The 18852-nt window shown below is 28.5% G+C and carries 19 protein-coding genes; 13 read left to right on the top strand and 6 right to left on the bottom strand.

The window, feature by feature from the left end; translation table 11 throughout:
* Window positions 1–4 precede the first annotated feature (4 nt).
* On the bottom strand, window positions 5–484 hold the full coding sequence (locus Q0733_RS05365; protein WP_298779866.1) for a GNAT family N-acetyltransferase: 480 nt from the start codon (window positions 482–484) through the stop codon (window positions 5–7).
* A gap of 193 nt (window positions 485–677) precedes the next feature.
* Here Q0733_RS05365 and fbp point away from each other — a divergent pair, with 193 nt between their 5' ends.
* The 3 genes from fbp to Q0733_RS05350 all read left to right on the top strand — a co-directional run bounded on the left by fbp (window position 678) and on the right by Q0733_RS05350 (window position 3452).
* Entirely contained in the window at window positions 678–1688 is a 1011-nt protein-coding gene (gene fbp, locus Q0733_RS05360; RefSeq protein WP_298779864.1) for a class 1 fructose-bisphosphatase, read from the top strand.
* 120 nt (window positions 1689–1808) lie between these two features.
* Window positions 1809–2726, top strand: coding sequence for an alpha/beta hydrolase (locus tag Q0733_RS05355; RefSeq protein ID WP_298779862.1), 918 nt, complete (start codon window positions 1809–1811; stop codon window positions 2724–2726).
* A gap of 120 nt (window positions 2727–2846) precedes the next feature.
* Window positions 2847–3452: a superoxide dismutase gene (locus Q0733_RS05350; protein ID WP_298779860.1), complete on the top strand. Its 606-nt coding sequence runs from the start codon at window positions 2847–2849 to the stop codon at window positions 3450–3452.
* A gap of 91 nt (window positions 3453–3543) precedes the next feature.
* On the opposite strand, the gene Q0733_RS05345 is transcribed toward Q0733_RS05350, so the two are convergent.
* Window positions 3544–5442: an amidophosphoribosyltransferase gene (locus tag Q0733_RS05345; protein ID WP_298779856.1), complete on the bottom strand. Its 1899-nt coding sequence runs from the start codon at window positions 5440–5442 to the stop codon at window positions 3544–3546.
* A 65-nt stretch (window positions 5443–5507) separates the two neighbouring features.
* On the bottom strand, window positions 5508–6434 hold the full coding sequence (locus Q0733_RS05340; RefSeq protein ID WP_298779855.1) for a PfkB family carbohydrate kinase: 927 nt from the start codon (window positions 6432–6434) through the stop codon (window positions 5508–5510).
* A 74-nt stretch (window positions 6435–6508) separates the two neighbouring features.
* On the opposite strand from Q0733_RS05340, the gene Q0733_RS05335 reads away from it, so the two are divergent.
* The 6 genes from Q0733_RS05335 (at window position 6509) to Q0733_RS05310 (ending at window position 10858) form a co-directional block, all read left to right on the top strand.
* A complete protein-coding gene (locus tag Q0733_RS05335) occupies window positions 6509–6928 on the top strand; it encodes a SufE family protein (protein WP_298779854.1) in 420 nt (139 codons plus the stop codon).
* A gap of 19 nt (window positions 6929–6947) precedes the next feature.
* The gene (locus tag Q0733_RS05330) at window positions 6948–7268 is read left to right on the top strand and encodes a DUF59 domain-containing protein (RefSeq protein ID WP_298779852.1); all 321 of its coding nucleotides are present in this window, start codon (window positions 6948–6950) and stop codon (window positions 7266–7268) included.
* A gap of 1 nt (window position 7269) precedes the next feature.
* A complete protein-coding gene (locus Q0733_RS05325) occupies window positions 7270–7779 on the top strand; it encodes a DUF2480 family protein (protein ID WP_298779851.1) in 510 nt (169 codons plus the stop codon).
* Between the two features lie 52 nt (window positions 7780–7831).
* A complete protein-coding gene (locus Q0733_RS05320) occupies window positions 7832–8689 on the top strand; it encodes a DUF3078 domain-containing protein (RefSeq protein ID WP_298779848.1) in 858 nt (285 codons plus the stop codon).
* A 65-nt stretch (window positions 8690–8754) separates the two neighbouring features.
* Window positions 8755–9657 (top strand): DUF3078 domain-containing protein, encoded by a 903-nt coding sequence (locus tag Q0733_RS05315; RefSeq protein ID WP_298779846.1) that lies wholly within the window; start codon window positions 8755–8757, stop codon window positions 9655–9657.
* A gap of 85 nt (window positions 9658–9742) precedes the next feature.
* Window positions 9743–10858: a CNNM domain-containing protein gene (locus Q0733_RS05310; protein ID WP_298779844.1), complete on the top strand. Its 1116-nt coding sequence runs from the start codon at window positions 9743–9745 to the stop codon at window positions 10856–10858.
* Between the two features lie 87 nt (window positions 10859–10945).
* Here Q0733_RS05310 and hflX read toward each other — a convergent pair whose 3' ends face one another.
* Window positions 10946–12154 (bottom strand): GTPase HflX, encoded by a 1209-nt coding sequence (gene hflX, locus Q0733_RS05305; RefSeq protein WP_298779842.1) that lies wholly within the window; start codon window positions 12152–12154, stop codon window positions 10946–10948.
* Window positions 12155–12408: 254 nt separating this feature from the next.
* Between hflX and Q0733_RS05300 the strand changes: the two genes are divergently transcribed.
* The gene (locus Q0733_RS05300) at window positions 12409–13383 is read left to right on the top strand and encodes an endonuclease (RefSeq protein ID WP_298779840.1); all 975 of its coding nucleotides are present in this window, start codon (window positions 12409–12411) and stop codon (window positions 13381–13383) included.
* Between the two features lie 3 nt (window positions 13384–13386).
* Here the strand turns inward: Q0733_RS05300 and Q0733_RS05295 are convergent, their stop codons facing one another.
* Window positions 13387–13623 (bottom strand): hypothetical protein, encoded by a 237-nt coding sequence (locus Q0733_RS05295; protein WP_298779839.1) that lies wholly within the window; start codon window positions 13621–13623, stop codon window positions 13387–13389.
* 209 nt (window positions 13624–13832) lie between these two features.
* Between Q0733_RS05295 and Q0733_RS05290 the strand changes: the two genes are divergently transcribed.
* The 3 genes from Q0733_RS05290 (at window position 13833) to Q0733_RS05280 (ending at window position 17030) form a co-directional block, all read left to right on the top strand.
* Window positions 13833–15281, top strand: coding sequence for an ATP-binding protein (locus Q0733_RS05290; RefSeq protein WP_298779837.1), 1449 nt, complete (start codon window positions 13833–13835; stop codon window positions 15279–15281).
* Window positions 15282–15585: 304 nt separating this feature from the next.
* The gene (gene glpQ, locus Q0733_RS05285; RefSeq protein ID WP_298779835.1) at window positions 15586–16491 is read left to right on the top strand and encodes a glycerophosphodiester phosphodiesterase; all 906 of its coding nucleotides are present in this window, start codon (window positions 15586–15588) and stop codon (window positions 16489–16491) included.
* Window positions 16491–17030: a hypothetical protein gene (locus Q0733_RS05280; RefSeq protein WP_298779833.1), complete on the top strand. Its 540-nt coding sequence runs from the start codon at window positions 16491–16493 to the stop codon at window positions 17028–17030. The genes glpQ and Q0733_RS05280 overlap by 1 nt, the downstream gene beginning before the upstream one ends.
* 3 nt (window positions 17031–17033) lie before the next feature.
* Here Q0733_RS05280 and Q0733_RS05275 read toward each other — a convergent pair whose 3' ends face one another.
* Window positions 17034–18809, bottom strand: a complete 1776-nt coding sequence (locus tag Q0733_RS05275) for a chloride channel protein (RefSeq protein ID WP_298779831.1) — start codon at window positions 18807–18809, stop codon at window positions 17034–17036.
* Window positions 18810–18852: the final 43 nt, after the last annotated feature.

Genomic DNA, 18852 nt, shown 5'->3' with positions numbered 1-18852 from the left:
TTAATTAATTATTTTTAATAAATTTTGATAAATTTTCTTTATTCATTTGTACTACAGACCAGTCATTTAAATAAGTAGCTCCTGTGCTTTTATAAAAATTAATGGCATTTGTGTTCCAATCAATTACCTCCCAAGCAACTCTATTAAAATTATGATCATAAGCGTATTTTAAAACAGCAGTATATAATGCTTTTCCTGCCCCAATTTTTCGCTTACTTTGTGTTACCATTAAATCTTCTAAATGAATTGTTTTTCCTTTCCATGTAGAATATCTTTCGTAAAAAAGTGCAATTCCAATTACTATAGAATTTTCTTCTGCAACAAATAATTTAAATTTTGGTTTGTCAGAAAAACCATCATTTACTAAATCTTCAACAGTAATTTCTACAGCGTCAGGCTCTTTCTCAAAAACAGCCAATTCTGTAATTAAATCTAAAACAGCTTGCGCGTCTTTTTGTTGCCCTTCTCTTATGATAAAACTCATTCTCTAAAAATTTTGTCAAAGATAGTTTATTTGCTATCTATCAAAAATATTTGAATATTTTACACAGTTATTTTCAATTTGTTTGAAAATTCTAAAAGAAAATATGCTTTTTTTATTAAAAAAACAGATAGATAAGGATTGTAAATAGTTAAAAAAATAAGATATTTGTTAAAAAATACAACATTAAGTAACTATGACTCTAAAAAAGCAAACTTTAGGTGAATTTATTATCGAAAATCAAACTTCATTTAAATATAGTTCAGGAGAATTATCGAGCTTATTAAACTCTATAAGACTAGCTGCAAAAGTTGTAAATCACGAAGTAAACAAAGCTGGTTTAGTAGATATTATTGGTGCAGTAGGTGACACAAATATTCAGGGTGAAGATCAACAAAAACTGGATGTGTATGCAAATGACAAATTTATTCAAACCTTAACCCGAAGAAATATTGTTTGTGGAATTGCAAGTGAAGAAGAAGATAGTTTTGTAGCTATTAATAGTATTGATGAAAATAATCAAAATAAATATGTTGTTCTAATTGACCCTTTAGACGGATCATCTAACATTGATGTAAACGTATCTGTAGGTACAATTTTTTCTATTTACAGAAGAGTAACACCAACAGGAACTCCTGTTCAATTAAAAGATTTTTTACAAAAAGGTAGTGAGCAAGTTGCTGCTGGTTATGTGGTTTATGGTACATCTACAATGTTAGTTTACACTACCGGAGATGGTGTAAATGGTTTTACTTTAAACCCTGCTATTGGTACTTTTTATTTATCACATGCTAATATGACTTTTCCAGAAAACGGAAATATTTATTCTGTAAATGAAGGAAATTATCAAGATTTTCCTTTAGGGATAAAAAAATATATAAAATACTGTCAGGAAGAAGAAGGTGAAAGACCTTATACAAGTAGATATATTGGTTCTTTAGTTTCTGATTTTCATAGAAATATGATTAAGGGAGGTATTTATTTATACCCAAAAGGTTCTAGAAATCCGAATGGAAAATTACGTTTATTATATGAGTGTAATCCAATTGCATTTTTGGCAGAACAAGCAAATGGTAAATCATCTGATGGTGTAACAAGAACTATGGATGTTGAACCTACCGAACTACACCAAAGAGTTCCTTTTATTTGCGGAAGCAAAAATATGGTAGAAAAAGTAGAAGAGTTTATGCGTAAGTTTGGCGAATAATTATTTTAATAGTTTTGTTTTATAAAAATAACACAACAGTTATTTTTATAAATGAAAGTAGAAATTTATTATCCTATTTTTTTTGTATATTCCTGAAAATAGTTTTTTACAAAAAAATGTATGGAAATAATAAATTATAAATGTGAGAGTAATGGATTATTACGATTCATATTGCATGCTTTTTTTAGAAAAATTACCAACAAAAGTTATCGTCTCACAAAAAAAGGTAATTACCAAAAATCCAGAAAATTAATGGACAAGTTTGGTTTTTCTAATGTTAAAAACATAACCTACAAAAAAACAACTTTATCCAATTTTAATGCTTTACTTATTACTCCCCAAAAAGAACTAAATCCAAAACGTATTATTTTATTTTTTCATGGAGGTGGTTTTGTCTTAGGTAGTTGTAAAAGTCATAAATCTTTAGTAGCAAATATTGTAAAAACCTCCAAAACAAAAGCTATTCTTTTTGATTATAGATTAGCTCCTGAACATAAGTTTCCTGCGCAAATAGATGATGCAAAAAACACTTATTTTACCTTAATAGAAGAAGGTTATCTTCCTGAAAACATCATAATTATGGGAGATTCTGCCGGTGGAAATATGACGTTAAATTTTTTACTTTATTTAAAAAACAAACAAAAACCTTTTCCAAATAAAGCAGTTTGTTTATTTCCTGTTTGTGATCCAGCTTCAACTAAAGATTCTTTAATAAGAAACAACAAAAAAGATTCTTTTTTAAGTGGAGAGTTTAAAAATCTATTTTCTGATCTTACATTTAAAAATGTAGAAGATCAAAAAAAATACAATTTACTGAACCAAAATTTAGAAAACTTACCTCCTATTTTAGTTCAAATTGGTACTTACGATGTTTTATATGATGAAAACATTGAACTTATTAATGTATTAAAAAAAGCCAAAAATACTGGTAAAGCTGAAATTTGGGATAAAATGACTCATGGTTGGCATGGGTTTAAAGGTATTTTAAAAGAATCTCAAATGGCAATAAACAACATTCATCAATTTATTAATAATTAAAAATAACATACATCTATAGTAATATAAGTTTTACCTAGACTTCTTCTTTGTGAAACCTGTTTTTTATTGCTAAATTTACACTCAATTTTTAGTACAAATAACTTTATAAAAATAAAAATTATGGCTTTTGAATTACCAGAATTAGGATACGCTTATGATGCATTGGAACCAAATATAGATGCAAGAACTATGGAAATACACCATACAAAACATCATAATGGATATACAACAAAATTAAACGCTGCAATTGCAGGAACTGAATTAGAAGGAAAATCTATTGAAGATATTCTTACTAATTTAGATATGAATAATGGAGCTGTTAGAAATAATGGAGGTGGTTTTTATAATCATTCATTATTTTGGTCAGTTTTAAACCCAAATGATAGAGGTTATTTATCTGGTGAATTAAAAGATGCTATTGAAGCTGCTTTTGGTTCTAAAGAGGCTTTTATTGAAGCTTTTTCTAAAGCTGCTGCAACTCAATTTGGTTCTGGTTGGGCTTGGTTATGTGCAGATAAAGATGGTAAAGTTTCTGTTTGTTCTACTCCAAATCAAGACAATCCTTTAATGCCAAATGGTTGTGGAGGAACACCAATTTTAGGTTTAGATGTTTGGGAACACGCCTACTATTTAAACTACCAAAATAGAAGACCAGATTATATTAGCGCTTTCTTTAACGTTGTAAACTGGAATGAAGTTGAAAAAAGATATGCTGCTACAAAATAAGTAGTTCCTTTTTTAAAATTATAAAAAAAAGCATCCATTAAAATGGATGCTTTTCTGTTATTTATAAGTGTAACATAAAATTTAAACTTTATTAATAGGCTCTATTATCATTTCCTTCATAATAATTTATGAAAGCTTGATTTACAACCCTATGTCCTCCTGGTGTTGGGTAATCTCCAGTAAAATACCAATCACCTAAATTATCAGGACAAGCCTTGTGTAAGTTCTCTACAGTTTGATACAATACATGCACTTCAGCATTAATATCATCAGTTTTTAACATCTGCGCAATTTTAACAGAAATTTCTTCATTGGTAAAAGGAGCATAAATTTCTTTTACAAAATTTACAATATCCTCATCTTTATTTGATTGCTGATCTTTAGATTTTTTATAAACCTCTTCAATAATATGAGCTTTATTAGTTTCCTTTAGCAATGCTATAGCAGCCTTAAAAGCAATAAAAGCATCAATTTTTGCCATATCTATTCCATAACAATCAGGATATCTAATTTGTGGCGCAGAAGAAACCACAACTATTTTTTTAGGCTTTAAACGGTCTAAAATTTTAATAATACTTTTCTTTAACGTTGTGCCACGTACTATACTATCATCAATAATTACCAAATTATCTGTAGGTTTTACAACACCATAAGTAATATCGTAAACGTGTTCTACTAAATCATCTCTTGAGCTATCATCAGCAATAAACGTTCTTAATTTTGCATCTTTTATGGCAATTTTTTCAAAACGTGGTCTTTCTGATAAAATTTCTGTTACTTTTTCTGAAGATAAATTTTTACCTCCTTCTAAAATTTTAGCTGTTTTTTGTTGATTTAATAAATCTTCAGCGGCTTCTGTCATTCCATAAAACGACGTTTCTGCAGTATTAGGAATATAAGAAAAAACAGAGTTTGAAATATCAGAATTTATCGATTTTAAAATCTGTGGAAACACCAATTTCCCTAAATCTTTTCTTTCTTTATATATGGATGCATCACTACCTCTAGAAAAATAAATGCGTTCAAAAGAACAAGATTTTTTTTCTTTTGGTTCTAATACTTTTTTAATTGAAGTAACTCCACTTTTTTTAATGATTAACGCATGTCCTCTTTCTAATTCTTTAACTTTATCAATTGTAACATTAAAAACAGTTTGAATAACTGGTCTTTCTGAAGCCACTACAACAACTTCATCATCTTCGTAAAAATAAGTAGGTCTAATTCCGTTTGGATCTCGTAAAACAAAAGCGTCTCCATGACCCACTAAACCTGCCATGGCATAACCACCATCCCAGTTTTTAGCAGATCTTTTTAATACATTTTGTAAATCAAGGTTTTCTTCAATAAAAGGCGATGCATTTCTTTTATTAAATCCTTTTTCTTTGGCTCTTAAATATAAATCAGACACTTCATCTTCTAAAAAATGACCAATTTTTTCCATTACAGTTACAGTATCTGTAAATTCTTTTGGATGCTGTCCTAATTCTACTAACTCTTCTAATAACTGTTTAGAATTAGTCATATTAAAATTACCCGCTACAATTAAGTTTTGGTGTTTCCAGTTACTTTGGCGTAAAAAAGGATGTACACTTTCTATACTATTTTTACCAAATGTACCATAACGCACATGACCTAAAAATAAATTTCCAATATATGGCATGTTTTGTTCTTGCCAAGCAATATCGTCTTTTTTATCAGGGTTTTCTTCTAAAACACCATTTAAACGTCCATTAATTGTAGCAAAAATATCTTGTATTGGCTGTGATTTATTTGATCGAACCCTACTAACATACCTAGTACCAGGCTCAACGTTAAACTTTACACTTGCAAAACCAGCCCCATCTTGACCACGATTATGTTGCTTTTCCATTAATAAATACATTTTGTTAATTCCGTAAAAAGCAGAACCGTATTTATCTTTATAAAACTGCAAAGGTTTTTTTAATCTAACTAATGCAATACCGCATTCGTGTTTAATTGCGTCACTCATTTAATTGTGTGTTTTGTTGTGTTTTATGTATAAAAAAATCCGCGTTTGTAGACGCGGATTTTCATTTATGATAATTCTATATCAAACTGTGTTAATTCTTTAAAAGCTTGCAAGCGTGTTTTCACTTCATCTGTTGTTAACTCTTGCATTCGTTCTGTACCAAACTTTTCTACACAAAAGGAAGCTAAATTTGATCCATATATAATGGCATTTTTCATGTTTTCAAAAGAGATATCTTTTGTTTTTGTTAAATATCCACAAAAACCACCTGCAAATGTGTCTCCTGCTCCTGTTGGATCAAAAACTTCTGCCAAAGGTAATGCTGGTGCATAAAACATTTTACCATCATTAAATAACAATGCTCCATGTTCTCCTTTTTTAATTACTACATATTTAGGCCCCATTGAGTGAATTTTCTTTGCGGCATTTACCAAAGAATATTCTCCTGATAGTTGACGAGCTTCTTCATCATTAATAGTAATTACATCTACTCTTTTTAAAACAGTATGTAAATCTGCCAAAGCAATATCCATCCAAAAATTCATAGTATCTAAAACTACTAATTTTGGTTTTTTTGTCATTTGATCTAAAACTGAAGCTTGTGTTAAAGGGTGTAAATTACCCAACATTACAATATCTGAGTCTTTAAAATCATTAGGAACAACCGGTGCAAAATTCTCTAAAACATTTAATTCAGTAATTAAGGTGTCTCTAGAATTCATATCATTATGATATTTTCCACTCCAGAAAAATGTTTTTCCTTCTTTTACAATTTCAATTCCATCAGTATTAATTCCTTTAGAATTCATCATATTTAAATACGATTCCGGAAAATCTCCACCAACAACAGAAACCACACCTGTTTTTACACCAAATTGACTTGCTGCTAAACCAACAAAAGTTCCTGAACCTCCAAGAATTTTATCCGTTTTACCAAAAGGTGTTTCAATTGCATCAAATGCTACAGTACCAACTGCTAATAATTTGCTCATTTCTTAATTTTAATCAGTAATTTTGCACAATAATTGTACAAAACAATTTGAAAGAGCAAAAATAAGTTTTAAAAATGACTATCAAAGAAATACAAGAAGAAATTATTGATGAGTTTTCTATGTTTGATGATTGGATGGAACGTTATGAATATATTATAGAACTTGGCAAATCTTTACCAATAATTAACGATCAATATAAATTAGATGAAAATTTAATTAAAGGCTGCCAATCAAAAGTTTGGTTATACTCAGAATTAGAAAACGATACTATTAAATTTACCGCAGATAGCGATGCTATTTTAACAAAAGGAATTGTAGCTTTATTATTAAGAGTTTTTTCTGAACAAAAGCCTGAAGATATTTTAGCAGCTAAAACTGATTTTATTGATCTAATTGGACTAAAAGAACACCTTTCTCCAACAAGAGCAAATGGTTTAGTTTCTATGATAAAACAAATAAAAATGTATGCAATTGCCCAACAAGCAAGATTGTAAAATTTTAAGAAATTAAGAAATGACAGATAAAGAATTAGAAGAAATTGGAGATAAAATTATAAATGTTTTAAAAACTATTTATGATCCAGAAATCCCTGTAGATATTTACGAATTAGGTTTAATTTATGATGTTTTTGTTTCTGAAGATAACAATGCAAAAATATTAATGACTTTAACATCTCCAAATTGCCCAGTTGCAGAAAGTTTACCTGTAGAAATTGAAGAAAAAGTAAAATCTTTAAAAGAATTAAATAATTGCGAGGTTGAAATTACTTTTGATCCAACTTGGACTCAAGAAATGATGAGTGATGAAGCTAAATTAGAACTTGGAATGTTATAAAATGGCTAAAGAAATTATAAATAGAGTTGCCAATAGCAAATTAAAAACTTTTGATCTTGAAGAAATTTATCCTGAAGGAAAAAGAATACAATTTGATATTAAAGATTGGTTATTTGAAGAAATCATTTTAAAAGAAAAAGATTTTAGAGAACACGTAAAAAACCACGATTGGTCTCAGTATAAAAAATCATTTGTAGCTATTTATTGCTCAGTAGACGCTATTATTCCTTCATGGGCTTTTATGTTAATAGCATCAGAAATTACACCATTTGCTAATAAAGTTGTTATTGGTAATTTAGAATTGTTAGAAACTGTTATTTATCAAGAATTAATTGGTTTTCTAGATTTTAAAGACTTTGCTGATAAACCTGTAATTATAAAAGGTTGTGCAGAAAAACCAATACCAAATTCTGCTTTTGCTTTTTTAATAGAAAAATTACAACCCATTGCAAAAAGTATTTTGTTTGGAGAAGCCTGTTCCACTGTACCTTTATATAAATCAAAAACATAATTAACATTTCTATAAGTTTTTTTTACAATCTGATTTTGTAAGTTTGGACCTTGTGGGAAGAATAATTTTTATATTAAGTATACTTTTTTCAACAACTTTTTTTGGTCAAAAAAAAGAAGAAAAACCTGAACCTAAATGGAAAATTCATGGCAGGTTTGCTTTTACATTTAATCAATCTTCATTTACTAATTGGGTCTCTGGTGGAGAAAATACTATTGCTGGAAATTTAAATGTTAACTACGATTTTAATTACAAAAAGAAAAGTATTAACTGGGATACAAGATTAATAACAGGTTATGGTTTAAGTCATTTAAGCGATAAAGGGTTTAGAAAAACTGATGACCGTTTTGAAATAAACTCTATTTTAGGTTTAAAATCTAAAGGTTATTGGTTTTTCTCATTTATATCCAACTTTAAAACTCAATATACAACTGGATATAATTATAAAGTAGAACCAAAGGTAGAAGTTTCAACTTTTTTTGCCCCTGCATATTTAAGTTTTGGGCCTGGTATGTTATGGAAAAAATCTGATAATTTAAACCTAAATATTGCTCCTGCTACTGCTAGATATACTTTTGTAAATAATACTTTTTCTGGGCAGTTTGGTGTTGATGAAGGAAAAAACACAGCGTTTAGTTTAGGATTTAATCTAGCCGGGTATTTTAAGTTTAATTTGATGGAAAATATTGAAATGGAAAATGTTTTAACAATTTATACAGATTACCTAGCAAATATTGGAAATTTTGATATTGATTATCAAACAAACATCCGTTTTAAGGTAAATAAACATATTAAAATGCAAATGACTTTTCATACTATTATAGATGATAACTCTTCAAGTAAAGTTCAATTTAGGCAACTTTTTGGTTTAGGTGTTAATTATAGTTTTCATGAAAAAGTGACTTATTAATTATAATATTGTCTAATGAGAAAAGTGTATTTTTGCACCCTTAAAAAGTTTAAAAAATAAAAAAAATGAAAAAAGTATTATTAGTATTGGTATTCGCATTTTTAGGTTTAACCGTAAATGCACAAACTGCTGATGAATTAAAAGCTGATTTAGCTTCAAAAAAAGATTCAATATCTAAATTACAAGCAAAAGCAAACGCAATACAAGGCAAAATAGATGCGCTTCCTGGTTGGAAAAAAGGTGCTTTTGGTACAATTGGTGCTAGCCTTTCTGGTTTTAAAAATTGGTTTTCTAGAACCTACCCTACAGCTGAGGCAGGAAATATAGGTATTACTGTAAACGGATTTGCAAACTTAATTGAAGAAGATTTTTTCTGGAGAAATTCTGCAACAATAAATTTAGGTTGGGTAAAATTAGACCAACAAGGTGTTTCTGGTGATGAAGGTTTTGATGCAGCTACAGATGTTTTTACAATTTCATCTTTATATGGTAAAAGACTAAATAAAAAATGGGCGTTATCTGCTTTAGGAGAATACAGAACAACTATTATAGATAATTTTAATGACCCTGGTTATTTAGATTTTGGTGCTGGTTTAACTTGGACACCAACAAGCAACTTAGTTGTTGTGATGCATCCAGGAAACTACAACTTTGTTTTTAGTAGTGGAGACACTAGCTTTGAATCTTCTTTAGGTGCAAAAATTGTTGCCGATTATACTAATAAATATGGTGGTTTAAGTGTAAAGTCTAATTTATCTATATTTCAAAGTTATAAAGATGGAGATTTATCTAACTGGAGTTGGACTAACTCTTTTGGATATACAATTTGGAAAGGAATTGGTTTAGGTTTTGAATTAGGTTTAAGAGGAAACCAACAAGAAGCTGCTAATTATCAGGGTGTTGATTTAGCTGATGCAGATAACAAATTACAATCTTATTATTTATTTGGTTTAAGTTATGCTTTCTAAATAGTTAATAAATAAAATTTAAAAAGCCTCAAGAAATTCTTGAGGTTTTTTATTTTCCTTATTTTTGTAATCTAAATTTCTATTAATGACATTATTAATAATTTTCGCTACAGTATCTATTTTCTTTTCTTTTTTGTGCTCTATTTTAGAAGCCGTTTTATTAAGTATTACACCAACCTTTATCAATCTTAAAAAAAGTGAAGGTGAAGCTTTTGCAACTGAATTAGAAATCTTAAAAAAAGATGTTGACAAACCATTAATTGCTATTTTAACCATTAATACAATTGCACACACTGTTGGTGCCATTTTAGTAGGTGTACAAGCAAAAGTTGCTTATGCAGAAATTTATGGTGCAGAAGTAAAAACTATTTTCGGATTGCAGATTACTGAAGATTTTATGGTTGGAATTGTTTCTACAATAATGACTATTTTAATATTAGTAGCGTCAGAAATTATTCCTAAAACAATTGGTGCAACCTATTGGAAACAATTAGCTAACTTTACTTCTAAAGCATTAAAAATGATGATTTTTCCATTAAAATGGACCGGTATTTTATGGTTATTACAATTAACAACAAAATTAATTGGCGGTAAGGGTCATGGCTCAGTTTTAAGTAGAGAAGGCTTTTTAGTAATGGCAGACATGGCCGAAAAAGAAGGTGTTTTTCAAGAAAATGAAAGTAAAGTAATAAAAAATTTATTAAGTTTTAAAGAGATAAAAGTAAATGCAGTAATGACACCCAGAACGGTTTTAGAAATTGCAGATGAAAACCAAACTATTGACGCTTTTTATAAAGAACATAAAAACTTACGTTTTTCTAGAATTCCGGTTTTTAAAGAAAATCCTGATGAAATTACGGGTTATTTTCTAAAAGATAATTTATTAGAAGCTATAATAAATGGTAAAGGTGATGAAACATTAGCTTCTATAAAACGTAATATTTTAATTACAAATAGAGATTTATCCATTCCTGATTTATTTGATAAACTAATTAAAGAAAAAGAACATATTGCTTTAGTTGTTGATGAATATGGTTCTGTTAGCGGAATTGTTTCTCAAGAAGATGTAATTGAAACTTTATTAGGTTTAGAAATTATGGACGAATCTGATTCTGTAGCAGATCTGCAACAATTAGCAAGAAAATCTTGGGAAAACAGAGCTAAAAGAATGGGAATTATTGAGGATAAAAAAGAGGGTTAAAATATATAAAAAAACACCCCTTAATTAATTCTTCCTTCTTTTAATTTAAAACCTTCTAGATTAAAATAAACAAGAGAACTATTATATTTATTCCTCCTTATATTCATAATACAAAAAGTCATTATAAGGAAAACGTTGAATATGAATTTTCTTTACTTCTTCATAAGCTTTCTCTTTAAAATCTTCTAAATTATCTTTATTTAATGCAGAAATAAAAATAGATTCTACATCATAATCATTCATCCAGGTTTTTTGCCAATCTTGTAAAGTATAATGTTCTTTACCTTTTTCAGTCACTAAATCGTCTTCATCAATAGTTTCGTGCTTGTAAGCATCAATCTTATTAAAAACCATAACAGTTGGTTTATCTGCACATTTTATATCATCTAAAATAGTGTTTACAGAGGCTATATGATCTTCAAAATTTGGATGAGAAATATCTACTACATGCAGTAACAAATCTGCTTCTCTAACTTCATCTAAAGTAGATTTAAACGATTCTACTAATTGTGTAGGTAATTTTCTAATAAACCCAACAGTATCTGTCATTAAAAAAGGTATGTTTTTAATGACAACTTTTCTAACAGTAGTATCTAAAGTTGCAAAAAGTTTATTTTCAGCAAAAACATCACTCTTACTTATAACGTTCATTAATGTAGATTTACCAACGTTTGTGTAACCTACCAAGGCAACTCTCACCATTTTTCCACGGTTTTTACGCTGAGTTGCCATTTGTTTATCAATGGTTTTTAATTTCTTTTTAAGAACTACAATTTTATCATTAATTATACGTCTATCTGTTTCAATTTCAGTTTCTCCGGGTCCACGCATTCCAATACCACCTTTTTGTTTATCAAGGTGAGTCCAAAGACGAGTTAAACGTGGTAAAAGATATTGGCATTGTGCCAATTCTACCTGAGTTTTAGCAGAATTTGTTTGTGCTCTTTGCGCAAAAATATCAAGTATTAAATTGGTTCTATCTAAAATTTTGCAATCTAAAATTTTCTCAACATTTCTTAATTGACCTGGTGATAATTCATCATCAAAAATAGCAGTACCTATATGATTAGACACAATATAATCTCTAACTTCTTCTAATTTACCTGTTCCTAAAAAAGTTTTAGGATGTGGTTTTTCCATCTTTTGAACAAAACGTTTTACAGCAACTCCACCCGCTGTGGTTGTTAAAAACTCTAATTCATCTAAATATTCTTGAGATTGAGATTCATCTTGCTGCTGAGTTACAACACCAATTAAAACGGCTTTTTCTGAAATGGCTTCTTTTTGATCTATCATACAACGCAAAAGTACAAACAAATCTTGTTTTATAAATAGAAAAAACCTCAATAGAAATTGAGGTTTTAATTAATTCAAATTTTACACGTTTATAATCTTATAGTTTTCTTTTTAATAGATAATTTATTTTTTTGTTATTACAAAACTAGCATACAAGTAATTTAAAAAAGATGTTTTAAAGTTAATAAAACATATATTTTAAGTTATTAAATAGTGGTATTATTTTACTTATTTTTACAATTAAAATAACATTTATGTTTCCATCAATTTCATCTTTAAAACAAAAAGAAAACATTACAACTATTGCTTTTTATAATGTTGAAAATCTGTTTGATACAGTTGATGACCCTACAACTCATGATGATGATTTTACACCAGGTGGAAAAAAAAAATGGACCTATAAACGTTATAAAATAAAAATAAAAAAATTAGGTTCAGTAATTTCTCAATTAGGATTAAATCGTTCTAAAAATTTACCTGCTATTGTTGGCTTAGTGGAAGTTGAAAATGCAAAAGTTGTTTCCGATTTAGCAAACTCTACTTATTTAAGAAAACATCATTATGGTTTTGTACATCATGATTCTCCTGATGAACGCGGAATTGATGTAGCTCTTTTATACAGTAAAATTGCTTTTGAATTCTTAGCTTCAAAAACTTATCCTGTTTTTTTAAAAGATGATGAAGGTGATAGAGATTACACCAGAGATATTTTAAAAGTTAGCGGAAATTTACATGGAGAACTGGTACATATTTTAGTAAACCATTGGTCTTCTAGAAGAGAAGGAGCAGATAAAACCGAGCATAAAAGAATTGCTGCTGCTGAAGTTGTAAGAAATATAATTGCTGAAATTAGAGCTTCTGAAATGGATCCAAAAATTATTATAATGGGCGATTTTAACGATGATCCAAGTAGTAAAAGTGTAAATGATTTTTTGGTAAAAGACGACTTTTTTAATCCACTGAAAAGTTTACATGACCCAGAAAAATCTGGAACTACTACCTATAATAAAAAGTGGAATTTATTTGATCAAATAATTTTTAGCAATAATTTTAAAGAAAAAGCCGAAGGAAAATTATATTTTAAACACGCTGAAGTTTTTAATAAAAAATGGTTAAAAATATTTAAAGGAAAATTAAAAGGAAGCCCTTTTAGAACTTATATTGGGCCTTGGTATCAAGGTGGTTTTTCGGATCATTTTCCTGTTTATGCTTTTTTAAAAAAGAAGTAACAATTACTTTCCTACATCTTTAAAAGCGTTCTTTAATTTTTCATCATTAATAATATATTTCTTGTATTTGCCATCTCTATATCTATAATAAATAAACAAAGGCATAAATAAAAAAGACAAATATAAAATACCTAAACCCATTACAACTTCAGCTTTTTCGTGTTCAGTATTTACAAGATAAGCTCCAATAATCATCCAAATAATAAAGATGACAAACATTATTTTTAACGCTAATTTCATGTTGTAAATTTACAAAAGTTATATTCTTAGAGCATAAAGAAAATCATTCTTTTAATTCTATAGTAAATAGATGGCAAACATTAAAAATCAATTTCATAATTAAATAATTTTACTACATTTGTTTTATGTGACTGTTATGTGACTAAAAGAACAAACAAACACTTAAACAACTGTAATACAGTAGTTTTTAAATTATTATTTATGTGATTATGAGTGAAAATGAATTAAAAATACTGTTAAGTGAACTCCGTTCTTTGGTGAATGAAACGGAATGGGTTGAATTTAAGGTGAGTAACGGGGCAGAAATAGGTGAATATATTTCAGCTTTATCAAATTCAGCTTGTGTACACGATAAAGAATTTGGATATATCGTATTCGGAATTGATGATAAAACCCATAGGATAACAGGAACTACTTTTTCTTCAAATCAAAAAGCAAAAGGAAATGAAGACTTAATACCTTGGCTCGCACGTTTATTAGAACCAAGAATAAATTTCAATTTTCACGAATTTGAAGTTGACGGTCAAAATGTAGTTATCGTAAAAATTAAAGCTACACAAAATACTCCTGTCAAGTTTAAAGGAACTCCATACATTAGAATTGGTTCTTCAAAGAAAAAATTAGATGATTATCCTGAGAAAGAAAGGTCTATTTGGACTAAAAGTCCCAAGGAAAGTTTTGAAAAAGAAGTTGCCGTTTATAATTTAAAACCTGACGAAGTCCTGAAACTAATAGATTATCCTTCATATTTTGAATTAACAAACTCTCCTCTTCCTGAAAACCGAGACGCTATATTTGAAAAACTTCAACAAGAAAGGTTAATTACTAAAGAAGGAAATAATTATAATATCACTAATTTATGTGCAATACTTTTTGCAAGAAAATTAGATGAATTTGAGAATCTTGAAAGAAAAGCTATTAGAGTTATTATTTATCAAGGTAAAAATAAACTACGTACAAAGAAAGAACAACTTGGACAGAAAGGATATGCTTCAGGTTTTAAGGGTTTAGTTAATTATATTAACGACCAGTTACCTTCCAATGAAGAAATAGGGAAAGTTTTCAGAAAAGAAGTTAAAATGTATCCTGAGTTAGCTATACGAGAGTTAGTTGCAAATGCTATCATTCATCAAGATTTTAATGAAAAAGGTACTGCTCCAATGATAGAAATTTTTGAAGATAGAGTAGAAATAACAAATCCAGGAAAACCTTTAATAAGCACAATGAGGTTTATTGACCATAATCCACAATCTCGGAATGAAAAATTAGCACATTTTATGAGAAGAGTGAATATCTGCGAAGAACGAGGTAGCGGTATAGATAAAGTAATTTTTGAATGTGAATACTATCAATTACCCGCACCTAAATTTATAGAAGGAGATAATTATACACGTGTAATTATTTATGCCCATAAGACATTAAGGCAAATGGACAAAGAAGATAAAATTAGAGCTTGTTATCTACATTCTTGTTTGAAATATGTTTCGGGTGAACATATGACCAATCATACATTAAGAGAAAGGTTTGGAATTGAAGAAAAAAATTATTCAATGGCTTCAAGAATAATATCTGAGGCTATAAAATCAGGTCAAATTAAAGATTACGACCCAGAAAATAAATCTAAAAAGCATTCTAAATACATACCTTTTTGGGCATAAAACTTATGTGATGGTTATGTGACTTTGTAACAAAGACCTCAATAAAAATAAGTGTTAAGAGAGTAAGCTTATGTGACAAAACGTTTGCCAACAATGTATAAAAAACATAGGGAATTTGTGCTAAACCGAAAGTTCTGCGCATATTTATTAAGTCCGCTAAATATAAAATATGGTATTTATAGAAGAAAAGATAAAAGCAAAATATTTATATTTAGCTAAGCAATAAACTGAAACAATAGTGCTTATCACCTGCCCTACGTTTCTTATACTAAACGATGTAAACAATTAATATAAAAATCAAACTATGAAGCAAAAAATAGTAATTGCACACAGGGGTGCTTCTGGATATTTGCCAGAGCATACTCTTGCAGCAAAAGCAATGGCGCACGCTATGAATGTTGATTTTATTGAGCAAGATTTGGTATTAAGTAAAGATGATATTCCTATTGTAATTCATGATATTTATTTGGATGATGTAACTGATGTTGCCCAAAAATATCCTTTAAGAAAAAGAAAAGACAACCGATTTTATGTTATCGATTTTACTTTTGATGAATTAAAAACGTTAAATATTACTGAACGTTTTAACCCAAAAACTGGCAAACAAGTTTATAAAAATCGTTTTCCTAAAAATAAAGGAAATTTTAAACTCCATTCTTTACAAGAAGAACTCCAATTGATACAAGGTTTAAACTTTTCAACAGGAAAAAACATTGGTATTTATCCAGAAATTAAAGAACCCAAATTTCATAAAAAAGAAGGAAAAAAATTAACTGAAATTGTTTTAAAAATTCTTGCTAATTATGGTTATAAAACCAAAAAAGACAATTGTATTTTACAATGTTTTGATGCTAAAGAATTAGAACGAATTAGAGTTGATTTAAAATCTGAATTATTTTTGGTTCAGTTAATAGAATTTCCAGAAGAAACAAAACAACTAAACCATTTTGCAACTTATGCAGATGGAATTGGGCCTTGGTACAAACAAATTTTAGGTAAAAAAAGTGCTGATAAATTTACCTTTACATCTTTAGTTACAGATGCTCATCAATTAAACTTAAAAGTACATCCTTACACTTTTAGAGCTGATGCTTTAGATGAGTTTACTACCTTTGAAGAAATGATGCAAACACTTTTAATTGAAGCAAATGTTGATGGTGCTTTTACTGATTTTCCAGATAAGATTGTTTCCTTTTTAAATAAAAAATAATGACAAAAAAAATATATAGAATACAACAACAAAATAACGAACTTTTTGTTTTTGAGCCAGATAAAAAAGAAACCATTTACAGCTCTTATTGGTTTATGGAGTTTGGAAAAACATGTGCAGAAGTTCAAGATTCAAGTAAAGAAAACTGCTGTTTAATTACAAAAAAGTTTGAATTTTGGAAATGGAGAATGGTGTATTATATACAAGAAAAAGGAGTTAAAAAATCTATATTAATATCACAAAACAGAAGAAATACAATTTTTAAGTTAGTAATTGATAATGATATTTATGAAATAAAAATTCACTTTAAAAAGAAAAAATCAATTTATAAAAACAATAAAAAAATTGCTGAATTTGATGAATCTTTTACTGAAAAGGATTTTGAAAGCACAATAAAATTTTTGCTTTTAAAAGATGAAAGTGCTAAAATTCCTTTTATAATCTATACTTCTTTATTAATTGGCGAAAACGAGTTAAAATCGAAAAAAATTATGAAAAGTCAAAAACAGTTAGAAAAAAATGAAGATCCTTGGAGTTAATTTTTAATTTGTAACCTCAATTAATTTATTTCTGTAGGCAGTTAATAATTTAGATTTTGAAATAAAACCAACATATTTTTCGTTGTTTAAAACTGGCAAATTCCAAGCTTCACTTTTTTTAAATTTTTCCATAACTTGCTCTACAGAATCATTATAAAAAATAATTTCTGGCGCACTTTTCATAAAAGTATCTACAGTTACACTTTCGTATAATTCTCTATCAAACATAATAGGCCTAATATCATCTAACAATACAATTCCTAAAAATTGTTGCTCTTTATTAATTACCGGAAAAATATTTCTGGTAGAATTTGAAACTGCTTTTTTAAGCATTTCTCCTAATAGCATATCCGGATAAACTACTTTAAAATTCTTTTCAATAAGTTTATCAATCTTCATCATCATCATTACATTTTTATCTTTGTTGTGCGTAATGAGTTCGCCTTTTTTAGCCAGTTCTACTGTGTAAATTGAATTAGAAATAAAGTATTTTGTAAATGCAAAACTTATGGCGGCTACTAACATTAAAGGTACAAACAAATCGTAACCACCTGTAATTTCTGCAATTAAAAAAATGGCGGTTAAAGGAGCGTGTAAAACTCCAGCCATTAAACCAGTCATGCCAATTAAAGTAAAATTAGATTCAGAAACATTACCTCCTAATTCGTTAATAATTTTTGCAAAAACATTACCTAAGGCGCTTCCCATTACCAAAGTAGGTATAAAAATACCACCAACTCCACCAGCAGCAAAAGTAGTTGTCATGGCAATTGCTTTAAAAATTGTAATTAATAATAAAAATGAAATTACAATCCAAACATTTGAAAAATCCACATCATAAGGCATCCCTTTTAAAGCCTCTAAAGCATTACCTTTTAGCAAGTTATTAATCAAACCATAACCCTCACCATATAAAGGCGGAATAATAAATAACATTAATCCAATTGCAATTCCTCCAAAAATTAATTTATGAATTGGTTTTTTTATCCGCTTAAAAAAATTAGTGATTCTAAAATAAATTTTTGAAAAATAAACAGAGGCAACACCAGTTCCTAAACCCAATAAAATATAATAAAAAATATCTTTTATTTGAAAAGCATCTACCAATTTAAAACCTAATAAGGCATCTTTTTCAAAGAAAAAATAGGAGGTTAAAACTGCAGAAACTGATGCTAATAATAAAGGTATTAATGATGCAAAAGCTAAGTCTAAACTAAAAATTTCTACCGCAAAAATAATTGCTGCAACTGGTGCTTTAAACATAGAAGACATTGCGCCAGCTGTTGCACAACCAATTAGCATCATTCTTGTTTTCGCATTCATATGAAACATTTGCGAAACATATGATCCTAATGCAGCTCCAGTACTTACCGCAGGCCCTTGCAACCCAGCCGAACCTCCAAAACCTACTGTAATTGGTGCTGTAATTAAAGAAGCGTAAATCTTATATTTTTCTATCATTCCGTTACGTTTAGATACCGCATGCAATGTTGTAGAAATTCCGTGACCTATTTCTTTTTTGATGATTTTTTTCTTGATATAATACACCAAAATCAACCCAATAATTGGAAATATAAAATATAATGAATGATGGATATCTGCAATAAACTTCCCTTCTAAAATGTTTTGAAAAAAGAACGTCATATTCTTTAATACAGCTGTTCCTAAACCTGCTAAAAGACCAACTAAAACACTTAAAACATATAAAAACTGACGTTCAGAAATATGCTTGTATCTCCAAACTAAAATCTTTTTAAATATGTTTTTTATGGTTGGCATTTTTTAATTTATGTGAATGTGAATGAAATACAGTATTTTTTTT

The organism is uncultured Polaribacter sp. (genome assembly GCF_947500975.1).
In the GTDB taxonomy this organism is placed as follows: domain Bacteria; phylum Bacteroidota; class Bacteroidia; order Flavobacteriales; family Flavobacteriaceae; genus Polaribacter.
The sequence above is the reverse complement of the archived record's forward strand: the minus strand, read 5'-3'. Positions and strand labels throughout refer to the sequence as shown.

What these genes read in the sequence shown, in the direction of transcription:
- Q0733_RS05355 (WP_298779862.1), top strand. Translation starts at nt 1,809, where the DNA reads ATGGAAATAATAAATTATAAATGTGAGAGTAATGGATTATTACGATTC.
- Q0733_RS05315 (WP_298779846.1), top strand. Translation starts at nt 8,755, where the DNA reads ATGAAAAAAGTATTATTAGTATTGGTATTCGCATTTTTAGGTTTAACC.
- Q0733_RS05325 (WP_298779851.1), top strand. Translation starts at nt 7,270, where the DNA reads ATGGCTAAAGAAATTATAAATAGAGTTGCCAATAGCAAATTAAAAACT.
- Q0733_RS05340 (WP_298779855.1), bottom strand. Translation starts at nt 6,434, where the DNA reads ATGAGCAAATTATTAGCAGTTGGTACTGTAGCATTTGATGCAATTGAA.
- Q0733_RS05280 (WP_298779833.1), top strand. Translation starts at nt 16,491, where the DNA reads ATGACAAAAAAAATATATAGAATACAACAACAAAATAACGAACTTTTT.
- Q0733_RS05275 (WP_298779831.1), bottom strand. Translation starts at nt 18,809, where the DNA reads ATGCCAACCATAAAAAACATATTTAAAAAGATTTTAGTTTGGAGATAC.
- Q0733_RS05300 (WP_298779840.1), top strand. Translation starts at nt 12,409, where the DNA reads ATGTTTCCATCAATTTCATCTTTAAAACAAAAAGAAAACATTACAACT.
- Q0733_RS05335 (WP_298779854.1), top strand. Translation starts at nt 6,509, where the DNA reads ATGACTATCAAAGAAATACAAGAAGAAATTATTGATGAGTTTTCTATG.
- Q0733_RS05290 (WP_298779837.1), top strand. Translation starts at nt 13,833, where the DNA reads ATGAGTGAAAATGAATTAAAAATACTGTTAAGTGAACTCCGTTCTTTG.
- Q0733_RS05345 (WP_298779856.1), bottom strand. Translation starts at nt 5,442, where the DNA reads ATGAGTGACGCAATTAAACACGAATGCGGTATTGCATTAGTTAGATTA.
- Q0733_RS05365 (WP_298779866.1), bottom strand. Translation starts at nt 484, where the DNA reads ATGAGTTTTATCATAAGAGAAGGGCAACAAAAAGACGCGCAAGCTGTT.
- Q0733_RS05310 (WP_298779844.1), top strand. Translation starts at nt 9,743, where the DNA reads ATGACATTATTAATAATTTTCGCTACAGTATCTATTTTCTTTTCTTTT.
- hflX (WP_298779842.1), bottom strand. Translation starts at nt 12,154, where the DNA reads ATGATAGATCAAAAAGAAGCCATTTCAGAAAAAGCCGTTTTAATTGGT.
- Q0733_RS05350 (WP_298779860.1), top strand. Translation starts at nt 2,847, where the DNA reads ATGGCTTTTGAATTACCAGAATTAGGATACGCTTATGATGCATTGGAA.
- fbp (WP_298779864.1), top strand. Translation starts at nt 678, where the DNA reads ATGACTCTAAAAAAGCAAACTTTAGGTGAATTTATTATCGAAAATCAA.
- Q0733_RS05330 (WP_298779852.1), top strand. Translation starts at nt 6,948, where the DNA reads ATGACAGATAAAGAATTAGAAGAAATTGGAGATAAAATTATAAATGTT.
- Q0733_RS05295 (WP_298779839.1), bottom strand. Translation starts at nt 13,623, where the DNA reads ATGAAATTAGCGTTAAAAATAATGTTTGTCATCTTTATTATTTGGATG.
- glpQ (WP_298779835.1), top strand. Translation starts at nt 15,586, where the DNA reads ATGAAGCAAAAAATAGTAATTGCACACAGGGGTGCTTCTGGATATTTG.